Origin of the sequence: Clostridium homopropionicum DSM 5847, from assembly GCF_001263795.1 — a bacterium.
Taxonomy (GTDB): Bacteria; Bacillota; Clostridia; order Clostridiales; family Clostridiaceae; genus Clostridium_H; species Clostridium_H homopropionicum.
Window position 1 is genome coordinate 80441 of the sequence record NZ_LHUR01000010.1, and the last position, 15511, is coordinate 95951.

The following is a 15511-nucleotide window of genomic DNA, read 5'->3' on the forward strand; positions in this document are numbered from 1 at the left end:
ATGAAGAACATATGAAGAAAACAGAAAAGCCTGAAATATTTATTTCAGACTTTTAAAAGATAATTATAGGTTTTCTATTCCAACTACATCATATCCTGCATCATCAACAGCAAATTTAATTTCTTCATCTTTTACATCTAGGTTAGATTCAAGTATAGCTGTCTTTGAATCTAAATTTACATCTACATTTGTAACACCATTAAGTTCACTTAATGCATCCTTAACGTGTTTAACACAATGTCCGCAGCTCATACCTTCAATTAATATTTTCTTTTTCATTTTTTACTCCTCCTAAAAGTTATTTATTTAAATAATTTATTTTGACTAATTTGGTCTAAATCCCTTTAATCTTAAAGCATTTAATAAAACGGATACTGAGCTAAAACTCATTGCTGCTGCTGCTATAATTGGGTTTAGAAGTGGTCCTCCAAATATATATAGTATTCCCATAGCTACAGGTATGCCCAGAGTGTTATATCCAAATGCCCAAAATAAGTTTTCTTTAATGTTTAATATAGTTTTCTTACTTAATTGTATAGCTGTTGGAACATCCATAAGATCACTTCTCATAAGAACTATATCAGCGGATTCCATGGCAACATCTGTACCTGAGCCTATCGCAATACCTATATCTGCTTGTGCTAGAGCTGGAGCATCATTTATACCATCCCCAACCATAGCAACTTTATTACCTTCCCCTTGAAGTATTTTCACTTGATTTGCTTTATCTTGTGGAAGAACTTCAGCTAATATTCTATCAATTCCAACCTGCTTTCCTATAGCTTCTGCAGTTCTCTTGTTATCTCCAGTAATCATGGCAACTTCAATACCCATTTTATGAAGCTTATCGATAGCCTTTTTGCTATTTTCTTTTACTATATCAGCTACTGCAATAATTCCTGCCATCTTACCGTCAATAGCTACATACATTGGAGTCTTACCCTCTTCAGCTAGCTTATGTGAAGTTTCTTCTAGATTTTCAAATGATATATTGCTTTCAGCTATAAGTTTTCTATTTCCCAATAGTATAGTTTTGCCATCTATCTTAACTTCAATTCCATGCCCTGGTATAGCTTTAAAGAAGTCAAGCTTCTTGAATTCTACCTCTTTTTCTTCAGCCTCTTTTACAATAGCTTCTCCAAGAGGATGTTCTGAACCTTTTTCTGCTGATGCAGCTAATTGTAATAAATATTCTTTAGTTATTTCCTCTGTAACAACTATATCTGTTACTTTCGGCTTACCCTCAGTAATAGTACCTGTTTTATCAAATACAATAGTTTTTATTTTATAAGCAGTTTCTAATGCCACACCGCTCTTTATTAGAATTCCATATTCTGCACCCTTACCTGTACCAACCATAATAGCTGTTGGAGTTGCAAGTCCCAATGCACATGGACATGCAATAACAAGTACTGAAATAAATATTGTTAGAGAAAATACTCCAGTTTCTCCTGACATATACCAAGCAAATGCTGAAATAAGAGCAATGCTTATAACTACAGGAACAAAGTACCCAGAAATAATATCAGCCATTTTTGCAATTGGAGCTTTAGACCCTTGAGCATCCTCTACTAGTTTTATAATTTGAGCTAAAGCAGTATCTTTACCAACTCTAGTAGCTTTATACTTAATTGAACCATTCTTATTTATACTTGCACCTATTATTTTATCTCCTACATTCTTTTCTACAGGTATACTCTCTCCAGTTAGCATTGATTCATCTACAGAGGTCATACCTTCTATCACTTCACCATCAACAGGCATCTTTTCACCTGGTTTAACAAGTATTATATCTCCAACCTCAACTTCTTCAATAGGAGTCTCTACTTCTTTACCGTCTCTTATTATTATGGCTGTTTTGGGTGCAAGTCCCATGAGCTTCTTTATTGCTTCAGAAGTTTTTCCTTTTGTAACAGCTTCTAAATATTTACCCAGTGTAATAAGAGTAATAATTACTGCTGCTGATTCAAAATATAAATCATAAGCATAGTCTATATTACCTTTAAAAATCTGTACTATAGCAAATATTCCATACAAGAATGCTGCGCTGGTACCCATAGCAATTAAAGAATCCATATTAGGACTTCTTCTAATTAAAGATTTAAAACCAACTGTAAAAAATCTATGCCCAGCTATAATAACCGGCAATACAAGAATCAATTGTACTATAGCAAAGGTCCTTGGATTCATCATTGGATCTATGAACTGCGGAAGTTGAAATCCAATAGCTTCACCAAACATATGCCCCATTGTTATAACTAGAAGTGGTACTGAAAAAATCACAGAAATAATAAACTTTTTCCAAAGCAACTTTATTTCTTTCTCTTTCATTTCCTTATCTGTATCTACATTTACTTCTTCTTCAATAGCTTTATATCCAGCCTTTTCTACTGCTTTTTTAATATCTGAAACTCTAACTTTAGAAGGCTCATAGGTTATATTTAGTTTTTCAGTTGCATAATTTACATTTGATTCTACAACACCATCTAATTTTTTTGTAACTCTTTCGATATTCTTAGCACAAGCAGCACAGGTCATTCCTTCTATTTTTAATGATTTTATATTTGCTTCAACAAGAGCCTTGTAACCTGCTTTTTCAATAGCAGCCTGAATATCTGGTATAGAAACTTTTGTTTCATCAAAATTTATAGTAAGTTTTTCTGTAGCAAAGTTAACATTTGCTTCATTAACACCTTGTAACTTCTTAGATGCTCTTTCTACAGCCTTTGCGCAGGCCGCACAAGTCATTCCTTCTATTTTAAGATTTTTATCCAAAACCTCCACCTCTTTTTGGTTATTTACCACTATTATTTTGTTTCTTTACTGCATTATTTGCTCTATTCAAATCACAACAATCCATTTTACCATTACCAAAAGTTTTACTATTTTCTTCTGCCATTTTTTTTATAGATTTTTTAAAATAGTTTTTTAAAGAATCTAACATAGTACATTACCTCCCTAAAATTTATTTTTTAATAATTTTTTCTAAAATATCTATTATTTCATCTATCTTTTCATCAGCTTTATCTTCCTTTACAGCATCTTTTACACAATGATGCATATGCTGCTTTAAGATTAGCATATTTGCCTTTTTTAACAGAGCCTGCGCTGCAATAATTTGATTAGAAATATCAACACAATATCTACCGTCTTCGAGCATTTTGATGATTCCCTCTATTTGTCCCTTAGCAGTCTTTAATGATACCAGGGCTTTCTTTTTTTCTTCGTTCATAAATATCCTCCTCCACTACCACCCCCTCCCTATGTGGGGGTGGTATACTTATAATATATTCCCTTCATCAAAAACTGTCAAGAGAAATATTTATAATATTTAAAAGGTAAATATTTTTATTTCTTTATATCAAAAATCTTTACTATTTGGTCTGGATTTGGTCCTATGCCCATATCATCATTACTTGCTTCCTTAAATACCCATCCACTTCCTTGAAGTTTATTTATGTCTAATCCTGCTTTTACAAGCGGCTCAGCTTTAAGAACAAATATCATATCTGCATCATTTAATCCCATGGTTTCAGTCCATTGTACCTCATTTCCATCTCCAAGCTTTAATCCATAATGTTGTTGATTTTTATGATACTTTACAATGTTTGGATCAACCTTTAAAAGTCTTCTCATAGAATCCTCTGATCCATTGGAAGCTTCCTTTTTATCACTTACGTTAAATGGCTTAATTAAGCGGTTTGGTAAATCTTGTCCTTTATCATCTTTACCAGCTGGTTCATATAACCATTCATTCTTATCAAGTTTATTTACATCTAATCCTGCTTTAATTAATGGATCTGCAAGCATTACCATTGCAAAATCTGCTTTGTTTGATGACATATCCTTGCTCCATTCAAACTTTTCTCCTGTTGGAAGTTTAAAGCCCCAGTGCTGCAATGCACTATGAAAACCCTTATTTTCTGGGTAAGCTTTAACAATTTCGTTAAAAGCTGTTAAAGCATTGTCTGCTTCTTTACTTCCAGTTATCCTTCTATTGCAACCTGCTAAGGATAGTAATACTATTGAAGCAACAATTATTGCTACTATTTTTTTAGTTTTCTTCATATAATCAAACTCCTTAAACTATTTTATTTTTTCTATAGATACATAATAATTAAATTATATGAAGATTATATGAAGATTTTTATACTATCTTAACATTTATATTAATTGTAATATATGTACTGGAAAAACATTTATCTAATTTGAGAACGTAGACATATTTGTACTTTCACAAATCCACCTACGTTCTATTACTTTTTCAAAGGCTTTAGGCTCATTTCATTATGCATTATAATTTACTTAGTTACCATTATAAGCTATTACATACTTGCCATGTTTTTGCATTCTGTTGCACATTGTCTACAGGTATCTGCACAAGCTTTACAATGTTGATCACTAAAAATATCACATTCAGTAGCACATCTATCACATATTGTAGAACATACATTGCATATTGCTTTTATACTTCCACTTCCTCTTGACATAAAGCAAGCAGCTGTTGAACAAATTTCAGCACAATCTTGAAGACTTTTAATACAATCCTTTCTTGCTTTTACATCAGCTTCTAATAGACATAAATCAAAACATTCTTCACATATTTGAGCGCATTTCATGCATGCATCAATACAAGCTTGATAAGGATTACCACCTGATATAAGTGATACTGTTGGCATATTCATTGTAACTGGCATAATTTCTTCCTCCTAAAAATTTATTTTTTGTCCCAAAACTTATTATTTACTTTAGAATTTAAATTATTACAAAAAAATATTTCTAAAATTTTAATAAACCTATAGTAATTTCTTATAAGTGCAAAAAAAAGAGACAGAAAATATTCTGTCCCTCTATCTTATGATTCTCCTAGCTGTTATATAGTCTGCTCTTCCATAGGATGAAATTTTAATAACCTCTCCTGTTCTTGGAGCATGTATGTACATTCCGTTGCCAATATAAATACCCATATGGCTTGGCACTCCACCTTTCCCATAAAAAACCAAATCTCCCGGTTGAAGCTGATCTCTTGAAACTCCAACACCATCGTATATTTGATCCTTTGTAGTTCTTCCTAAGGATATTCCAAAATGCTTGTACACATATTGAGTAAATCCAGAACAATCAAAACCTTCTGGTGTTGTTCCGCCCCACAAATATGGTGTACCTAAAAATTTTGATGCATAAGCTATTATTTCGCTACTAGAAACTCCTGTGCCTCCTCTTGATAACCTAACCTTAGCTTCTGATGCCTTTTTATTAGACATTATACCTTGTAAAGTTTTATCAACTTGGCTTTGACTTGCCTCAAAAGAAGCTGCATTTAACCTGTCTTGTCTTTCTGCTTCTGCAATTAGGTTCTTCTGTTCATTCTTTTTAGTTTTTAAATTATTTAATTTTTCATTATTTTCCTTATTCAATTCTACTAGCTCATCCTGCTGCTTATTTAATTCATCTCTTTTACTCTTTAAATATTCCTGTTTTTCTTTTAATTCTTGAACTAATTCTTTATCCAACTGAGTTATCTTTTTAACAGCCTCAATTTTTTGAAATAGGTCACTTAGGTTTTCTGCACCAAGAATTACATCTAAATATCCTACAGATCCATTCATGTACATAACTCGTATTCTTTCATTATATAATTCTTGCTCATTTCTAACTTCTTCTTCTGCCTTCTCAAATTCTGCTTCTGTAGATTTTTTATTTTCCTGTATCCTAGCAATTTTATCATTATTCTCTTTTATTTTACCCATCACTTCTTCTATTTGCATATCTAGCTTCTCGATATTTTGTTCTATTTCAAATCTTTGATTCCCTCTTTGTTCAGCTGGCGGGTCAGCTAAAACTGGTTTATGTAGTGAAATTGCTAAAATAAAAACTAAAATAAAGCATCTCAGAAGTTTTTTCATCAGTATCCTTTTCATTCCTTCCTCCTTTTAATGTTTAAGTTTTTAATAGAATGCTTGTAATATAATATCAATTTATTATGAAGAACATATGAAGATATAGTAATATAAAATTTAAGGATCATATGAATAGAAGTGTTTTATTCTCAAATGACCCTTTTAAAAGATTTTTATTTTATTTAGTTTCTTCTTTTAATTCTTCAACTTTGGGTGGATATCTTTCTCTCAATCTTTTTCATGTTTTTATTTAAGATTTCAGAAAAGGATATATTCTCATTATTAGAATTATCCTTCTTAGGTTTAAACTCGATTTCTCCTCTGTGTTCATAATGTTTATTCATTTCTATTATTTTATTTACTCTCATATTTACCCCTCCCCATTTTATATACGTGAGGCTAGCGATAATTAATGGGGTATAAAAAACACTTGGAAGCTTCTTTATTAGCTCCAAGTGCTGATTTTAGTTTTGTGCTCTTTTAAAATTCCTTAAGAAGTCTAATTTTTCTATCACTTTCCATAAGGAAAAGATTAGAACTGTCTGTATAGGCAGCATTATAATTGTTTTTATTAGTCTTGGATACAAAATTACCTTTGCTGCTTTTCCTGTAATTATAGTAAGCCAATAAGTATTCATAAACAAGTCTATAATTACAATGATAACTACAACTGCTATGGTGCTTCTAAATAATGATATAGGCTTCTTATAAAAAGCAATACCATATATCAATCCACTAACAAAAGCACTTACAGTAAATCCAGGAAAATATGCTCCCTTTGGGAAAATCATCATTCCTAAAATATCTGCTATAGCTGCTGCAATTCCGGCCCAAAGTGGTCCTAATAATATACCTGCAGCTGCAATTGGCAAAAACCCAAAGCCTACCCTAATAATCGGTGTCTGTATAGATAAAAATCTAGTAAAGATAACCTCTAAGCATATGAGCAGCCCTAAATAGACTATTTTATTGACCTTGTTCAAAATAACACCCTCCTTTCTTAAATGCAATATGCCAAAAAGAGGGTAATACTTGTCCCTTTAATGGCAGCGGAATGCAATATATGTACCGCAAATGGAAACTCCATTTTTCGTCAAGTAGACAACTTCCCGTTCTACCAGCACTTAACGCACATATACCTACTCTGCCTGAATTGCAAAAATATTTTTAATTAATTATAGTAAAATAATTAAATTTTTGCAAGCAAAAAAAATAAAACACATACCTTCAAAGGTTGTGTTTTCAATATGCGACTAAACCTATAAGCCGAGTTCTGTATTAGACGGTCATCTATCTAGGTCTATTGTTACCAATAGACTCAAGCGATCTTACCCGAAGACGGGACGGGCAGCCCCTTACGTCTTCCTATTCGATCTTGCTCCAGATGGGGTTTACATAGCCGCACAGTCGCCAGTGCGCTGGTGAGCTCTTACCTCGCCTTTCCACCCTTACCTAAGTGACACTCCAAATCTATGATTTGGCTTGTGGAACTTATGCATTCTAACTTGTTAGAATGTATTCCTATAAACTTAGGCGGTATATCTCTGTTGCACTTTCCTTGAAGTTGCCTTCACTGGGTGTTACCCAGCACCCTGCCCTATGGAGCTCGGACTTTCCTCTCCTGCTTTTATGCAGCAGCGACCATCTGGCTTACTCGCAAAATTCATATTAACATAATATAATATAAAAATCAAATTATTTTTAATTCCAGGCTAGTAATAATTTGCATAATTACGTTTAAAATAATATTTACTAAATGATGTTGTAAGGTTCTTTATTTATATTTGAAAAGATAATCTGATTACTAAATCCCATATCTTTTAGCTTTTCACTAATAATAACTCCTATTTTTTTATAAGGCAGCCATTCAGTTCCGAAGTGTCCTGCATCTATTATTCCAATGCCTTCTTCTCTAAAGTCACTTACATAATGATATGTAGTATCCCCAGTAATGATGCAGTCAACTCCTAGTTTTTTAGCAAGATGAAAATAATCTTGTCCGCTTCCATTAATTATTGCCACTTTATTTATTTCTAAAGATTCTTTACCACTATACCTTACAAAGGGCAGCTCTAAGGTTTCCTTAATTTTTTTACTTAATTCTAATAAGGTAGTAGGTTTGTTTAAAACAGCTATTCTTCCAATACCACTTTTCTCTTCCTGCGAGTTTATATTTTTAGAAATCTCAATTATATCATATTGCTCAAATCCTAAAATCTTCATTAAGCTGTCGTTAATTCCGCCCTCTACAGAATCTAAATTTGTATGTGCTGAATATAAATTAATATTATTTTTTATAAGCTGTATTACCTTCTTACCTGTTAAGGTTTCTGTAGTTATTGTAGATGGTTTTATAAATAGCAAAGGATGATGAGTTATAATTAAGCTGCATTTCTTTGCTATTGCCTCTTCTATAACCTCTAAAGTACAATCTAAGGCTATAAGGATAGAAGTAACCTCTGCATCTAAATCTCCTACCATAAGTCCAACATTATCATAACTTTCCTTTAATCTTACAGGAGCAAATCCTTCAATAATATTTTTTATATCCTTAACTTTTAAAGGCATTCTAGCTTCTCCTCCAGTTTATTTATCTTATGCTTTAATTGTATCTTTCTCTCATCAGCTAAAGCTGTGTCTTCAGATATATAGCTTAAAATATTATTATATTTATTTATTTTAAAATCAATATACTCTTTTATGAGAGGATGTTTCCTTTCAATTAATTTACTGCTAATTTCATAGTATATAGGATCGGGTTTCTGTGATTTTTCACCATATTTGACTTTAATAATTTCATAGTATTTATTTTCATCAATACATAGTTCTTCTTCTATAATTTCATATCCACTGTCATAAATATATTTTCTAAGTACATCTGGATTTTGAACAGGCTGTAGTATTAAATACTGTAGACTTTTAAATACTTCTTTATCTTGTTCAATTATATCTCTTATTAAATTTCCACCCATCCCAGCAATAATAGCACAATCCACCTCATGTGGTTTTATTGTCTTCATTCCTGGACCTAGTCTGCAGGAAATATTATCTTCTAAGCCTTCTTTTACGATATTTTCCTTTGCTCTTTCAACAGGCCCTTTATTTATATCAGATGCAATAGCTTTTTTACAAACGTGATTTTCTATTAAATATATTGGTAAATATCCATGGTCTGTCCCAATATCAGCAAGCTTATCACATTTATCCACAAGTGATGCTATAGCCTTAAGTCTAGTGCTTATATTCATTTATTAATCTCCTATATAACAAACCTAAAAATAGTCTTAATTAACATTAAAAAAAATACTGATGAGACTGCTAAGGATACATATATATATGTTTGAGCAGTTTTCCTATCATATTTTGCATGGAAATGAGCTGCGTAGTACATGCAAAGTAAGATAGCCATATTTAATACTCCATATGTTGTTTGCTTTGAAGCAAATTGTCTTGCAGTTCCCATTTTCAGCGGCTGGAATTGATCATTAAAGCTTAAAGGGATTTCATTTGGAAGTAATCCTTTTATGTATAAAATTAAAGGTATTAGGGTTTGCAGCACTATAATTATACTTACTAATATAAAAGGAAGCATAAAGCGTCTATCCTTATGCAAACTTACTTCTTTCTTCTTAACATTTTCCCAATCAACCTTAGGTATATTTTTCTTTTCTAAAGCTTTTGTAAACCTTTCCATTTCTTCAGGTGATACTCCAAAATTAATTTCTTCCGCCTTTAGGTAAACCACTGTTTGATTATTCGTTACAAACATTCTAGTGGTTCCTATTTTATCTAAAACGTATCTTCCAAAGGCAAATTTATTTTTCCCTATACCTGACAGCTTTACTCCATTTAGTATACCAAGAGAGGATTTATAAGCTTCTATCTTATTAAAAGGTATGATAACTTTTTTTAAACCCCATATGCCTATAATGGATAAGCTTTCATCATCAATCTTATACTTTAAAGAAATAGCTAAAAGGAAATAGTAGATTGCATAAATATTAAATACTATGAGAAATATTTTTATTAGAGATAATATTACATATAAATCAATTAATTTACTAAGCAATAAAATTCCTAAATTTGAAACTATTATTAGTAGAACAACGAAAAAATGTCCTATACCTTTGCTTGCTCTAAATATTTCCACTCTATCACCTCTTTAAAATATTATATCATAAAAAAGGAGCAAAGTTAACCTCTACTCCTTTTATATAAATTAATCTAAATAGTCTTTTAGCTTTTTGCTTCTGCTCGGATGTCTCAGCTTTCTTAAGGCTTTAGCCTCTATTTGTCTTATTCTTTCTCTTGTAACATTAAATTCTTTACCAACCTCTTCTAAAGTTCTAGCTCTTCCATCATCAAGACCAAATCTCAATCTTAATACTTTTTCCTCCCTTGGAGTAAGTGTATCAAGTACATTTATAAGTTGTTCCTTTAACATGGTAAAAGCTGCTGCTTCCGCTGGTGCTGGTGCTTCATCATCAGGAATAAAATCGCCTAAGTGGCTATCTTCTTCTTCGCCTATAGGAGTTTCTAAAGAAACAGGTTCTTGAGCTATTTTCATAATTTCTCTAACCTTATCTACAGGCATTTCCATTATCTCAGCAACTTCTTCTGGCAAAGGTTCACGACCTAGCTCTTGAAGCAGTTGTCTTGAAACTCTAATTAGTTTGTTTATTGTTTCAACCATGTGAACAGGAATTCTAATAGTTCTTGCTTGATCTGCAATGGCTCTAGTTATTGCCTGCCTAATCCACCAAGTTGCATAAGTACTAAATTTATACCCTTTTCTATAATCGAATTTTTCTACTGCTTTAATTAAACCTAAATTTCCTTCTTGAATTAGGTCTAAAAATAGCATTCCTCTTCCTACATACCTTTTAGCTATACTAACAACTAATCTTAAATTAGCTTCAGCCAATTTCTTTTTGGAACTCATATCTCCATTTTCTATTTTTTTAGCAAGTTCAATTTCCTCTTCTGGAGAAAGTAGGGGTACTTTACCTATTTCTTTTAAATACATTCTTACAGGATCATCAATAGAGATACCTTCTGGAACAGAAAGATCAATCTCTTCTTCTACTTCTACTTCTATCTCCATATCCTTCATGTCGCCAATTATCTCTATGTCCATAGATTCAAGTACAGTATAAATTTTTTCTATTTGATCAGGATTTAATTCTACACTGTCTAATTCATCCATGATTTCTTTGTAGGATAAACTTCCATTTTTCTTTCCTCTATCAATTAGATTCTTTATTATTTTCATTTTTTCACTGTTGTCTTTTATATTGACCTTCTTAGAATTATCAATCTTTTTGTTTTCTACCATGCTGCTACCTCCTCTCTGTAAGACTTATTTCCATTATTGCCTTTTGTATTAAATCGAGTTCTTTTACAAGTCGCAAAGATTCTTTAAACAAACCTTGGTCCTCATATTCCTTAATTTTAATCATGATTTCCTTCTTCGACTCCTCTAGCTTAGATTTTTTTATTTCTCTAATATAATCTCTAATCAATTCTCTATAATTATCGCCATATAAAACTTCTGAATGTCGAATACTAATCCATTCTTTTGAACTTTCTAAAGTATTGCAATTTGCTTCAATATGTTCACTTATATTCTCAACATCTTCTTCAATAAATTGTTTTATCAAGCTGAATATTTTCTTATGAGCATCTAATATTAAATCATCTTCATTAATATTTTCTATAACATAAGTGTAGTTATTTATATTTTCAAGCATCATTTTAAGTAAATTTCGTTCCGCTTTAATATAAGCCGGTTCTAAATATAAATTTTGTCCAATTTTATCCATAATATACGTTTTTTTCAGTTTATTTACATTTTTTTTGTTTCTTTCATTTAGTAAGTCGTAAATTGCCTGCTCTTTTATACCTGTTTCTTCTGAAGCTTTTTTAATATATACATCCCTTTCAATTGGATCTAAGTCAGATACTATTTCGCATACTTTTTCCATATATTTTATCATCATTTCTTTATTTCTTAAATCCAGGCCATTTCTTGCAGCTTTAATTTTATACTCTAAAAATGGTATAGAATTATTTATCAAAGTTAAGAAAGCTTCTTTCCCATTATTTCTAATATATTCATCCGGATCTTTGCCTTCCGGAAGTAATAATACATTTATTTCAAAGCCTTCTTTCCTTAATATTTCTAATCCTCTACTTGTTGCACTTTGTCCTGCTAAATCAGAATCATAGGAAATTATAATTTTGTCAGCATACCTTTTTAAAAGCTTTGCTTGTTCAACGGTTAATGCAGTTCCTAGTGAAGCTACAACATTAGTTATTTCATATTGATGTAAAGATATACAATCCATATAGCCTTCTACAATAATCATAGTTCTATCTTTATTATCTTTAATTGCAAAGTTTAAAGCATATAGATTTATACCCTTTTTAAAAACCTCAGTCTCTGGAGAATTTAAATATTTAGGCTTAGAATCGTCTAAAACTCTTCCCCCAAAACCTATGACCCTTCCTTTAATATCAAATACCGGGAAAATAACCCTGCTTCTAAATCTGTCATAATAAGAATTATTATTACCCTTAATGATTAACCCAGCATTCAGTAAATCTAATTCAGTATAACCCTTTTTTTTCAAATAAAATATAAGATTTTTCCACCCTTCTTCAGCATATCCTAATCCAAATTTCCTTATGGTTTTATTAACTAATCCTCTTCTCATAAAATACTCTATAACTTTTTTATTTCCTTGCAAATTTTTAAAATAAAATTTTGCAGCTTCTGTATTTATTTCATAGAGTCTTAAATTCTTCTCTTTAATTTTAGGATTTTCTTTACCATAAGTAGACTCAATATTTATATTTGCTTTCTCTGCTAAATATTTTACTGCTTCAATAAAGGGTAGATTTTTAGTTTTCATTATAAAGGTAATAGAATTACCTACTTCTCCACACCCAAAACATTTATAAATTTGTTTTTCTTGAGAAACACTAAAAGAAGGAGTTTTTTCATGATGAAATGGACAAAGTCCTAAATAGTTTCTCCCGGCTTTTTTTAACTTAACAGTTTCTGATACTACATCAACTATGTCATTTTCATCTTTAATTCTCTGAATTATTTCTTCACTTATCAATGAAGCATTACCACCTGTTTAATAATTTTTACACGAACCTTATTTATATTCGACAAAAAAACTTATTTTCCTTCTTTAATATATATATTTTTTTATTGCCTTATATTCATCTTTTATTATATTCTTTATAAAATACAAATATCCTTCAATTTTTTATATTCTTTAATTACTATTGACAAATATATTTTACCTATACTTGTAAATATTATACTTTAAATTAGAAAATAACCAATTTAGGCACAAATAAATCATTAAATAAGCATAAACAGTAGTCATCACTCATACCTGCAATATAATCAGTTACTCCTGTGTAAAGCCCTTCTTCTTCAACTATACTTCTATAAAACTCCGGCATTTTATTTGGATTATTTAAAAAGTATAAATATACCTGTTCCAGTACAAATTTGGCTTTATCTCGTTCCTTTTTTAGAATTTCTCCATTGTATATATTCTTAAACATAAAGTTTCTCAATCCAGAAAGACAATTCTCAATTTCATCACTTAGTGAAACTTGTATTTTGTTATTCTCAATATTATTTAAAGTATTGTATATACAATCTTCAACTAGCTTTCCTATTCTCTCTCCATGAGTTTTTCCAAGAGTCTTTACATATTCCTCTGGAATAGAATTTTCATTAAGTAAGCCTGCTCTTATAGAATCATCAATATCATGATTTACATATGCAATTTTATCACTATATCTAACCACTTGTCCTTCAAGTGTAAATGCCTTATTAGATAATTTAGAAAAACCACTGTGGTGTAAGATACCATCTAATACTTCCGAGGTTAAGTTAAGCCCTATTCCTCCCTTTTCTATTTTAGTGAGAACTCTTACACTATTTTCATTGTGTCTAAATCCATTTGGATTAAGCTTATTTAATACATCTTCTCCATTATGCGCAAAAGGAACATGGCCAATATCATGCCCTAAAGCAATTGCTTCTATCAGATCCTCATTTAGACCTATACCCTTCCCAATGGTCTTTGCAATTTGGGCTACCTCTAAAGTATGTGTAAGTCTAGTTCTATAATGGTCTCCAAAAGTTTTTATATATACTTGTGTCTTATGCTTTAATCTTCTAAAAGATTTGCTATGTATAATTCTATCTCTATCAATCATAAATACTGTTCTTATATCATCTTCTTTTTCCTTTACTTTTCTTCCTAAACTACTATTAGAAAAGGTTGCATACTTTATTAAGGTTAGTTTTTCATTATTTTGGATTCTCTCTCGTACTTTCATCTAGAAACTCCTCCTAAATTATAAAGCCTCTAATTTATCCTATATTTTAGTATTTCTATATTAACAAGATAAATCCTTTTTAATTTAATGTATATTATATAAACTTTTATAATATCTTTATAATGAGATTTCTATTAAGTGAGGTGTTGTTATGCCCTTACCCGCTAATTCCTATGATGTTAATTTATTATCTGAGGAAAATGTAAAAATAAATATTCTTCCTTACTATAATCTAGAAAATTCTAAGGTTACAGCAATAAAATTTAAAGATACTGATAAGCAAAGAGCTGTTTATAAAATCACCTCTTCTAATGGTGATTTTTGCTTAAAAAAAGTGTATTTTGACAAAGATGAACTTCTTTTTGTTTATTCAGCCATCGAATGGCTTTATAGAAACAATATATATGTCCCTAGAATACTCCCAAATAAAGATAAGGGACGCTTTGTTGAATATGAAGATATGCTTTTTATATTAACTCCATGGATTGATGGCCCTAAATGTAATTATTCCTCAAAGAACCAGACTCTATATTCCTATAAAAATTTAGCCAATATGCACTTTTTATCTAAAGGTTTTTTCCCTGTTAGTGGAAGTACTTATAGAAAAGGATGTAACAATTTATTTTTATCCATAAATAAGCACTTTGAAAATCTGCTTATAAACTCAAATTTAGCTTTTAAAGAAAAAGACATGTTTTCTAAAATATACTTAAATTATTTTGAAAAAGCTCTATACTTAGCTAATGCTTCCTTGGCATCGCTAAACTTAACGGATTTTGATAAATTAAGTATCTCTCTTTGTCATATGGATTATGTAAGTAAAAATTTAATTTATGATAAAAACGATAACTTATGGACAATAGATTTTGATAAATGTAGAATCGATTACTGTATTTACGATTTATCTTATTCTTTAAGAAGAGTTTTAAGACGTGAACGAAGTAGTTGGAATATAGACATTCTTTTAGAATGTCTGAAAGCCTATGAAGAAATAAAGCCTTTGAATGTTAATGAATACAGCTATTTATTAGGTTATCTAGCCTTCCCCCAAAAATACTGGAAAATATCTAGAGATTACTATAAAAACATAAATAAATGCAATAAGAAAAGTTTTATAAATATTCTAAGTAAATCACTAAGGGACATTGATGATCAAATTAAGTTTGTAGATTCCTTTAACCAATATATTAATAATAAATTTAGTATAAAATAAAGCCACCTATATTGGTGACTTTATT

General features: G+C 30.5%; 16 protein-coding genes, 1 other RNA gene and 1 riboswitch. Of the genes, 1 reads left to right on the plus strand and 16 read right to left on the minus strand.

What is annotated here, in order from left to right:
• Positions 1 to 63: 63 nt before the first annotated feature.
• From CLHOM_RS01660 to CLHOM_RS01720, 16 genes are all read right to left on the minus strand, one after another.
• Positions 64 to 279, minus strand: coding sequence for a heavy-metal-associated domain-containing protein (locus CLHOM_RS01660; protein ID WP_052219944.1), 216 nt, complete (start codon positions 277 to 279; stop codon positions 64 to 66).
• Between the two features lie 45 nt (positions 280 to 324).
• Complete coding sequence (locus tag CLHOM_RS01665) at positions 325 to 2775, minus strand: heavy metal translocating P-type ATPase (RefSeq protein ID WP_074782842.1); 2451 nt, start codon at positions 2773 to 2775, stop codon at positions 325 to 327.
• A 19-nt stretch (positions 2776 to 2794) separates the two neighbouring features.
• A complete protein-coding gene (locus tag CLHOM_RS18435) occupies positions 2795 to 2944 on the minus strand; it encodes an LDCC motif putative metal-binding protein (protein ID WP_175478657.1) in 150 nt (49 codons plus the stop codon).
• 21 nt (positions 2945 to 2965) lie between these two features.
• Positions 2966 to 3232, minus strand: coding sequence for a metal-sensing transcriptional repressor (locus tag CLHOM_RS01670; protein ID WP_052219945.1), 267 nt, complete (start codon positions 3230 to 3232; stop codon positions 2966 to 2968).
• Between the two features lie 116 nt (positions 3233 to 3348).
• Positions 3349 to 4068, minus strand: coding sequence for a hypothetical protein (locus CLHOM_RS01675; RefSeq protein ID WP_052219946.1), 720 nt, complete (start codon positions 4066 to 4068; stop codon positions 3349 to 3351).
• Positions 4069 to 4325: 257 nt separating this feature from the next.
• Complete coding sequence (locus CLHOM_RS01680) at positions 4326 to 4697, minus strand: four-helix bundle copper-binding protein (RefSeq protein WP_052219947.1); 372 nt, start codon at positions 4695 to 4697, stop codon at positions 4326 to 4328.
• A 153-nt stretch (positions 4698 to 4850) separates the two neighbouring features.
• A complete protein-coding gene (locus CLHOM_RS01685; RefSeq protein ID WP_052219948.1) occupies positions 4851 to 5921 on the minus strand; it encodes a C40 family peptidase in 1071 nt (356 codons plus the stop codon).
• 182 nt (positions 5922 to 6103) lie between these two features.
• Complete coding sequence (locus tag CLHOM_RS18440) at positions 6104 to 6268, minus strand: hypothetical protein (RefSeq protein WP_175478658.1); 165 nt, start codon at positions 6266 to 6268, stop codon at positions 6104 to 6106.
• 96 nt (positions 6269 to 6364) lie between these two features.
• Entirely contained in the window at positions 6365 to 6883 is a 519-nt protein-coding gene (locus CLHOM_RS01690) for a folate family ECF transporter S component (RefSeq protein ID WP_052219949.1), read from the minus strand.
• A 62-nt stretch (positions 6884 to 6945) separates the two neighbouring features.
• Positions 6946 to 7049: riboswitch (THF riboswitch) on the minus strand.
• Between the two features lie 97 nt (positions 7050 to 7146).
• Positions 7147 to 7557: RNase P RNA component class A (gene rnpB / locus CLHOM_RS02170), an RNA gene on the minus strand.
• A gap of 95 nt (positions 7558 to 7652) precedes the next feature.
• Complete coding sequence (locus tag CLHOM_RS01695) at positions 7653 to 8468, minus strand: Nif3-like dinuclear metal center hexameric protein (protein ID WP_052219950.1); 816 nt, start codon at positions 8466 to 8468, stop codon at positions 7653 to 7655.
• Complete coding sequence (locus CLHOM_RS01700; RefSeq protein ID WP_052219951.1) at positions 8459 to 9148, minus strand: tRNA (adenine(22)-N(1))-methyltransferase; 690 nt, start codon at positions 9146 to 9148, stop codon at positions 8459 to 8461. Before CLHOM_RS01700 ends, CLHOM_RS01695 begins: the two co-directional genes overlap by 10 nt.
• An 11-nt stretch (positions 9149 to 9159) precedes the next feature.
• Positions 9160 to 10050, minus strand: coding sequence for a PH domain-containing protein (locus CLHOM_RS01705; RefSeq protein ID WP_052219952.1), 891 nt, complete (start codon positions 10048 to 10050; stop codon positions 9160 to 9162).
• Positions 10051 to 10119: 69 nt separating this feature from the next.
• On the minus strand, positions 10120 to 11235 hold the full coding sequence (gene rpoD, locus CLHOM_RS01710) for an RNA polymerase sigma factor RpoD (protein ID WP_052219953.1): 1116 nt from the start codon (positions 11233 to 11235) through the stop codon (positions 10120 to 10122).
• A gap of 4 nt (positions 11236 to 11239) precedes the next feature.
• A complete protein-coding gene (dnaG, locus tag CLHOM_RS01715; RefSeq protein ID WP_052219954.1) occupies positions 11240 to 13027 on the minus strand; it encodes a DNA primase in 1788 nt (595 codons plus the stop codon).
• Positions 13028 to 13244: 217 nt separating this feature from the next.
• A complete protein-coding gene (locus tag CLHOM_RS01720; RefSeq protein ID WP_052219955.1) occupies positions 13245 to 14273 on the minus strand; it encodes a deoxyguanosinetriphosphate triphosphohydrolase in 1029 nt (342 codons plus the stop codon).
• 151 nt (positions 14274 to 14424) lie between these two features.
• On the opposite strand from CLHOM_RS01720, the gene CLHOM_RS01725 reads away from it, so the two are divergent.
• Positions 14425 to 15486 (plus strand): CotS family spore coat protein, encoded by a 1062-nt coding sequence (locus CLHOM_RS01725; RefSeq protein ID WP_052219956.1) that lies wholly within the window; start codon positions 14425 to 14427, stop codon positions 15484 to 15486.
• Positions 15487 to 15511 lie beyond the last annotated feature (25 nt).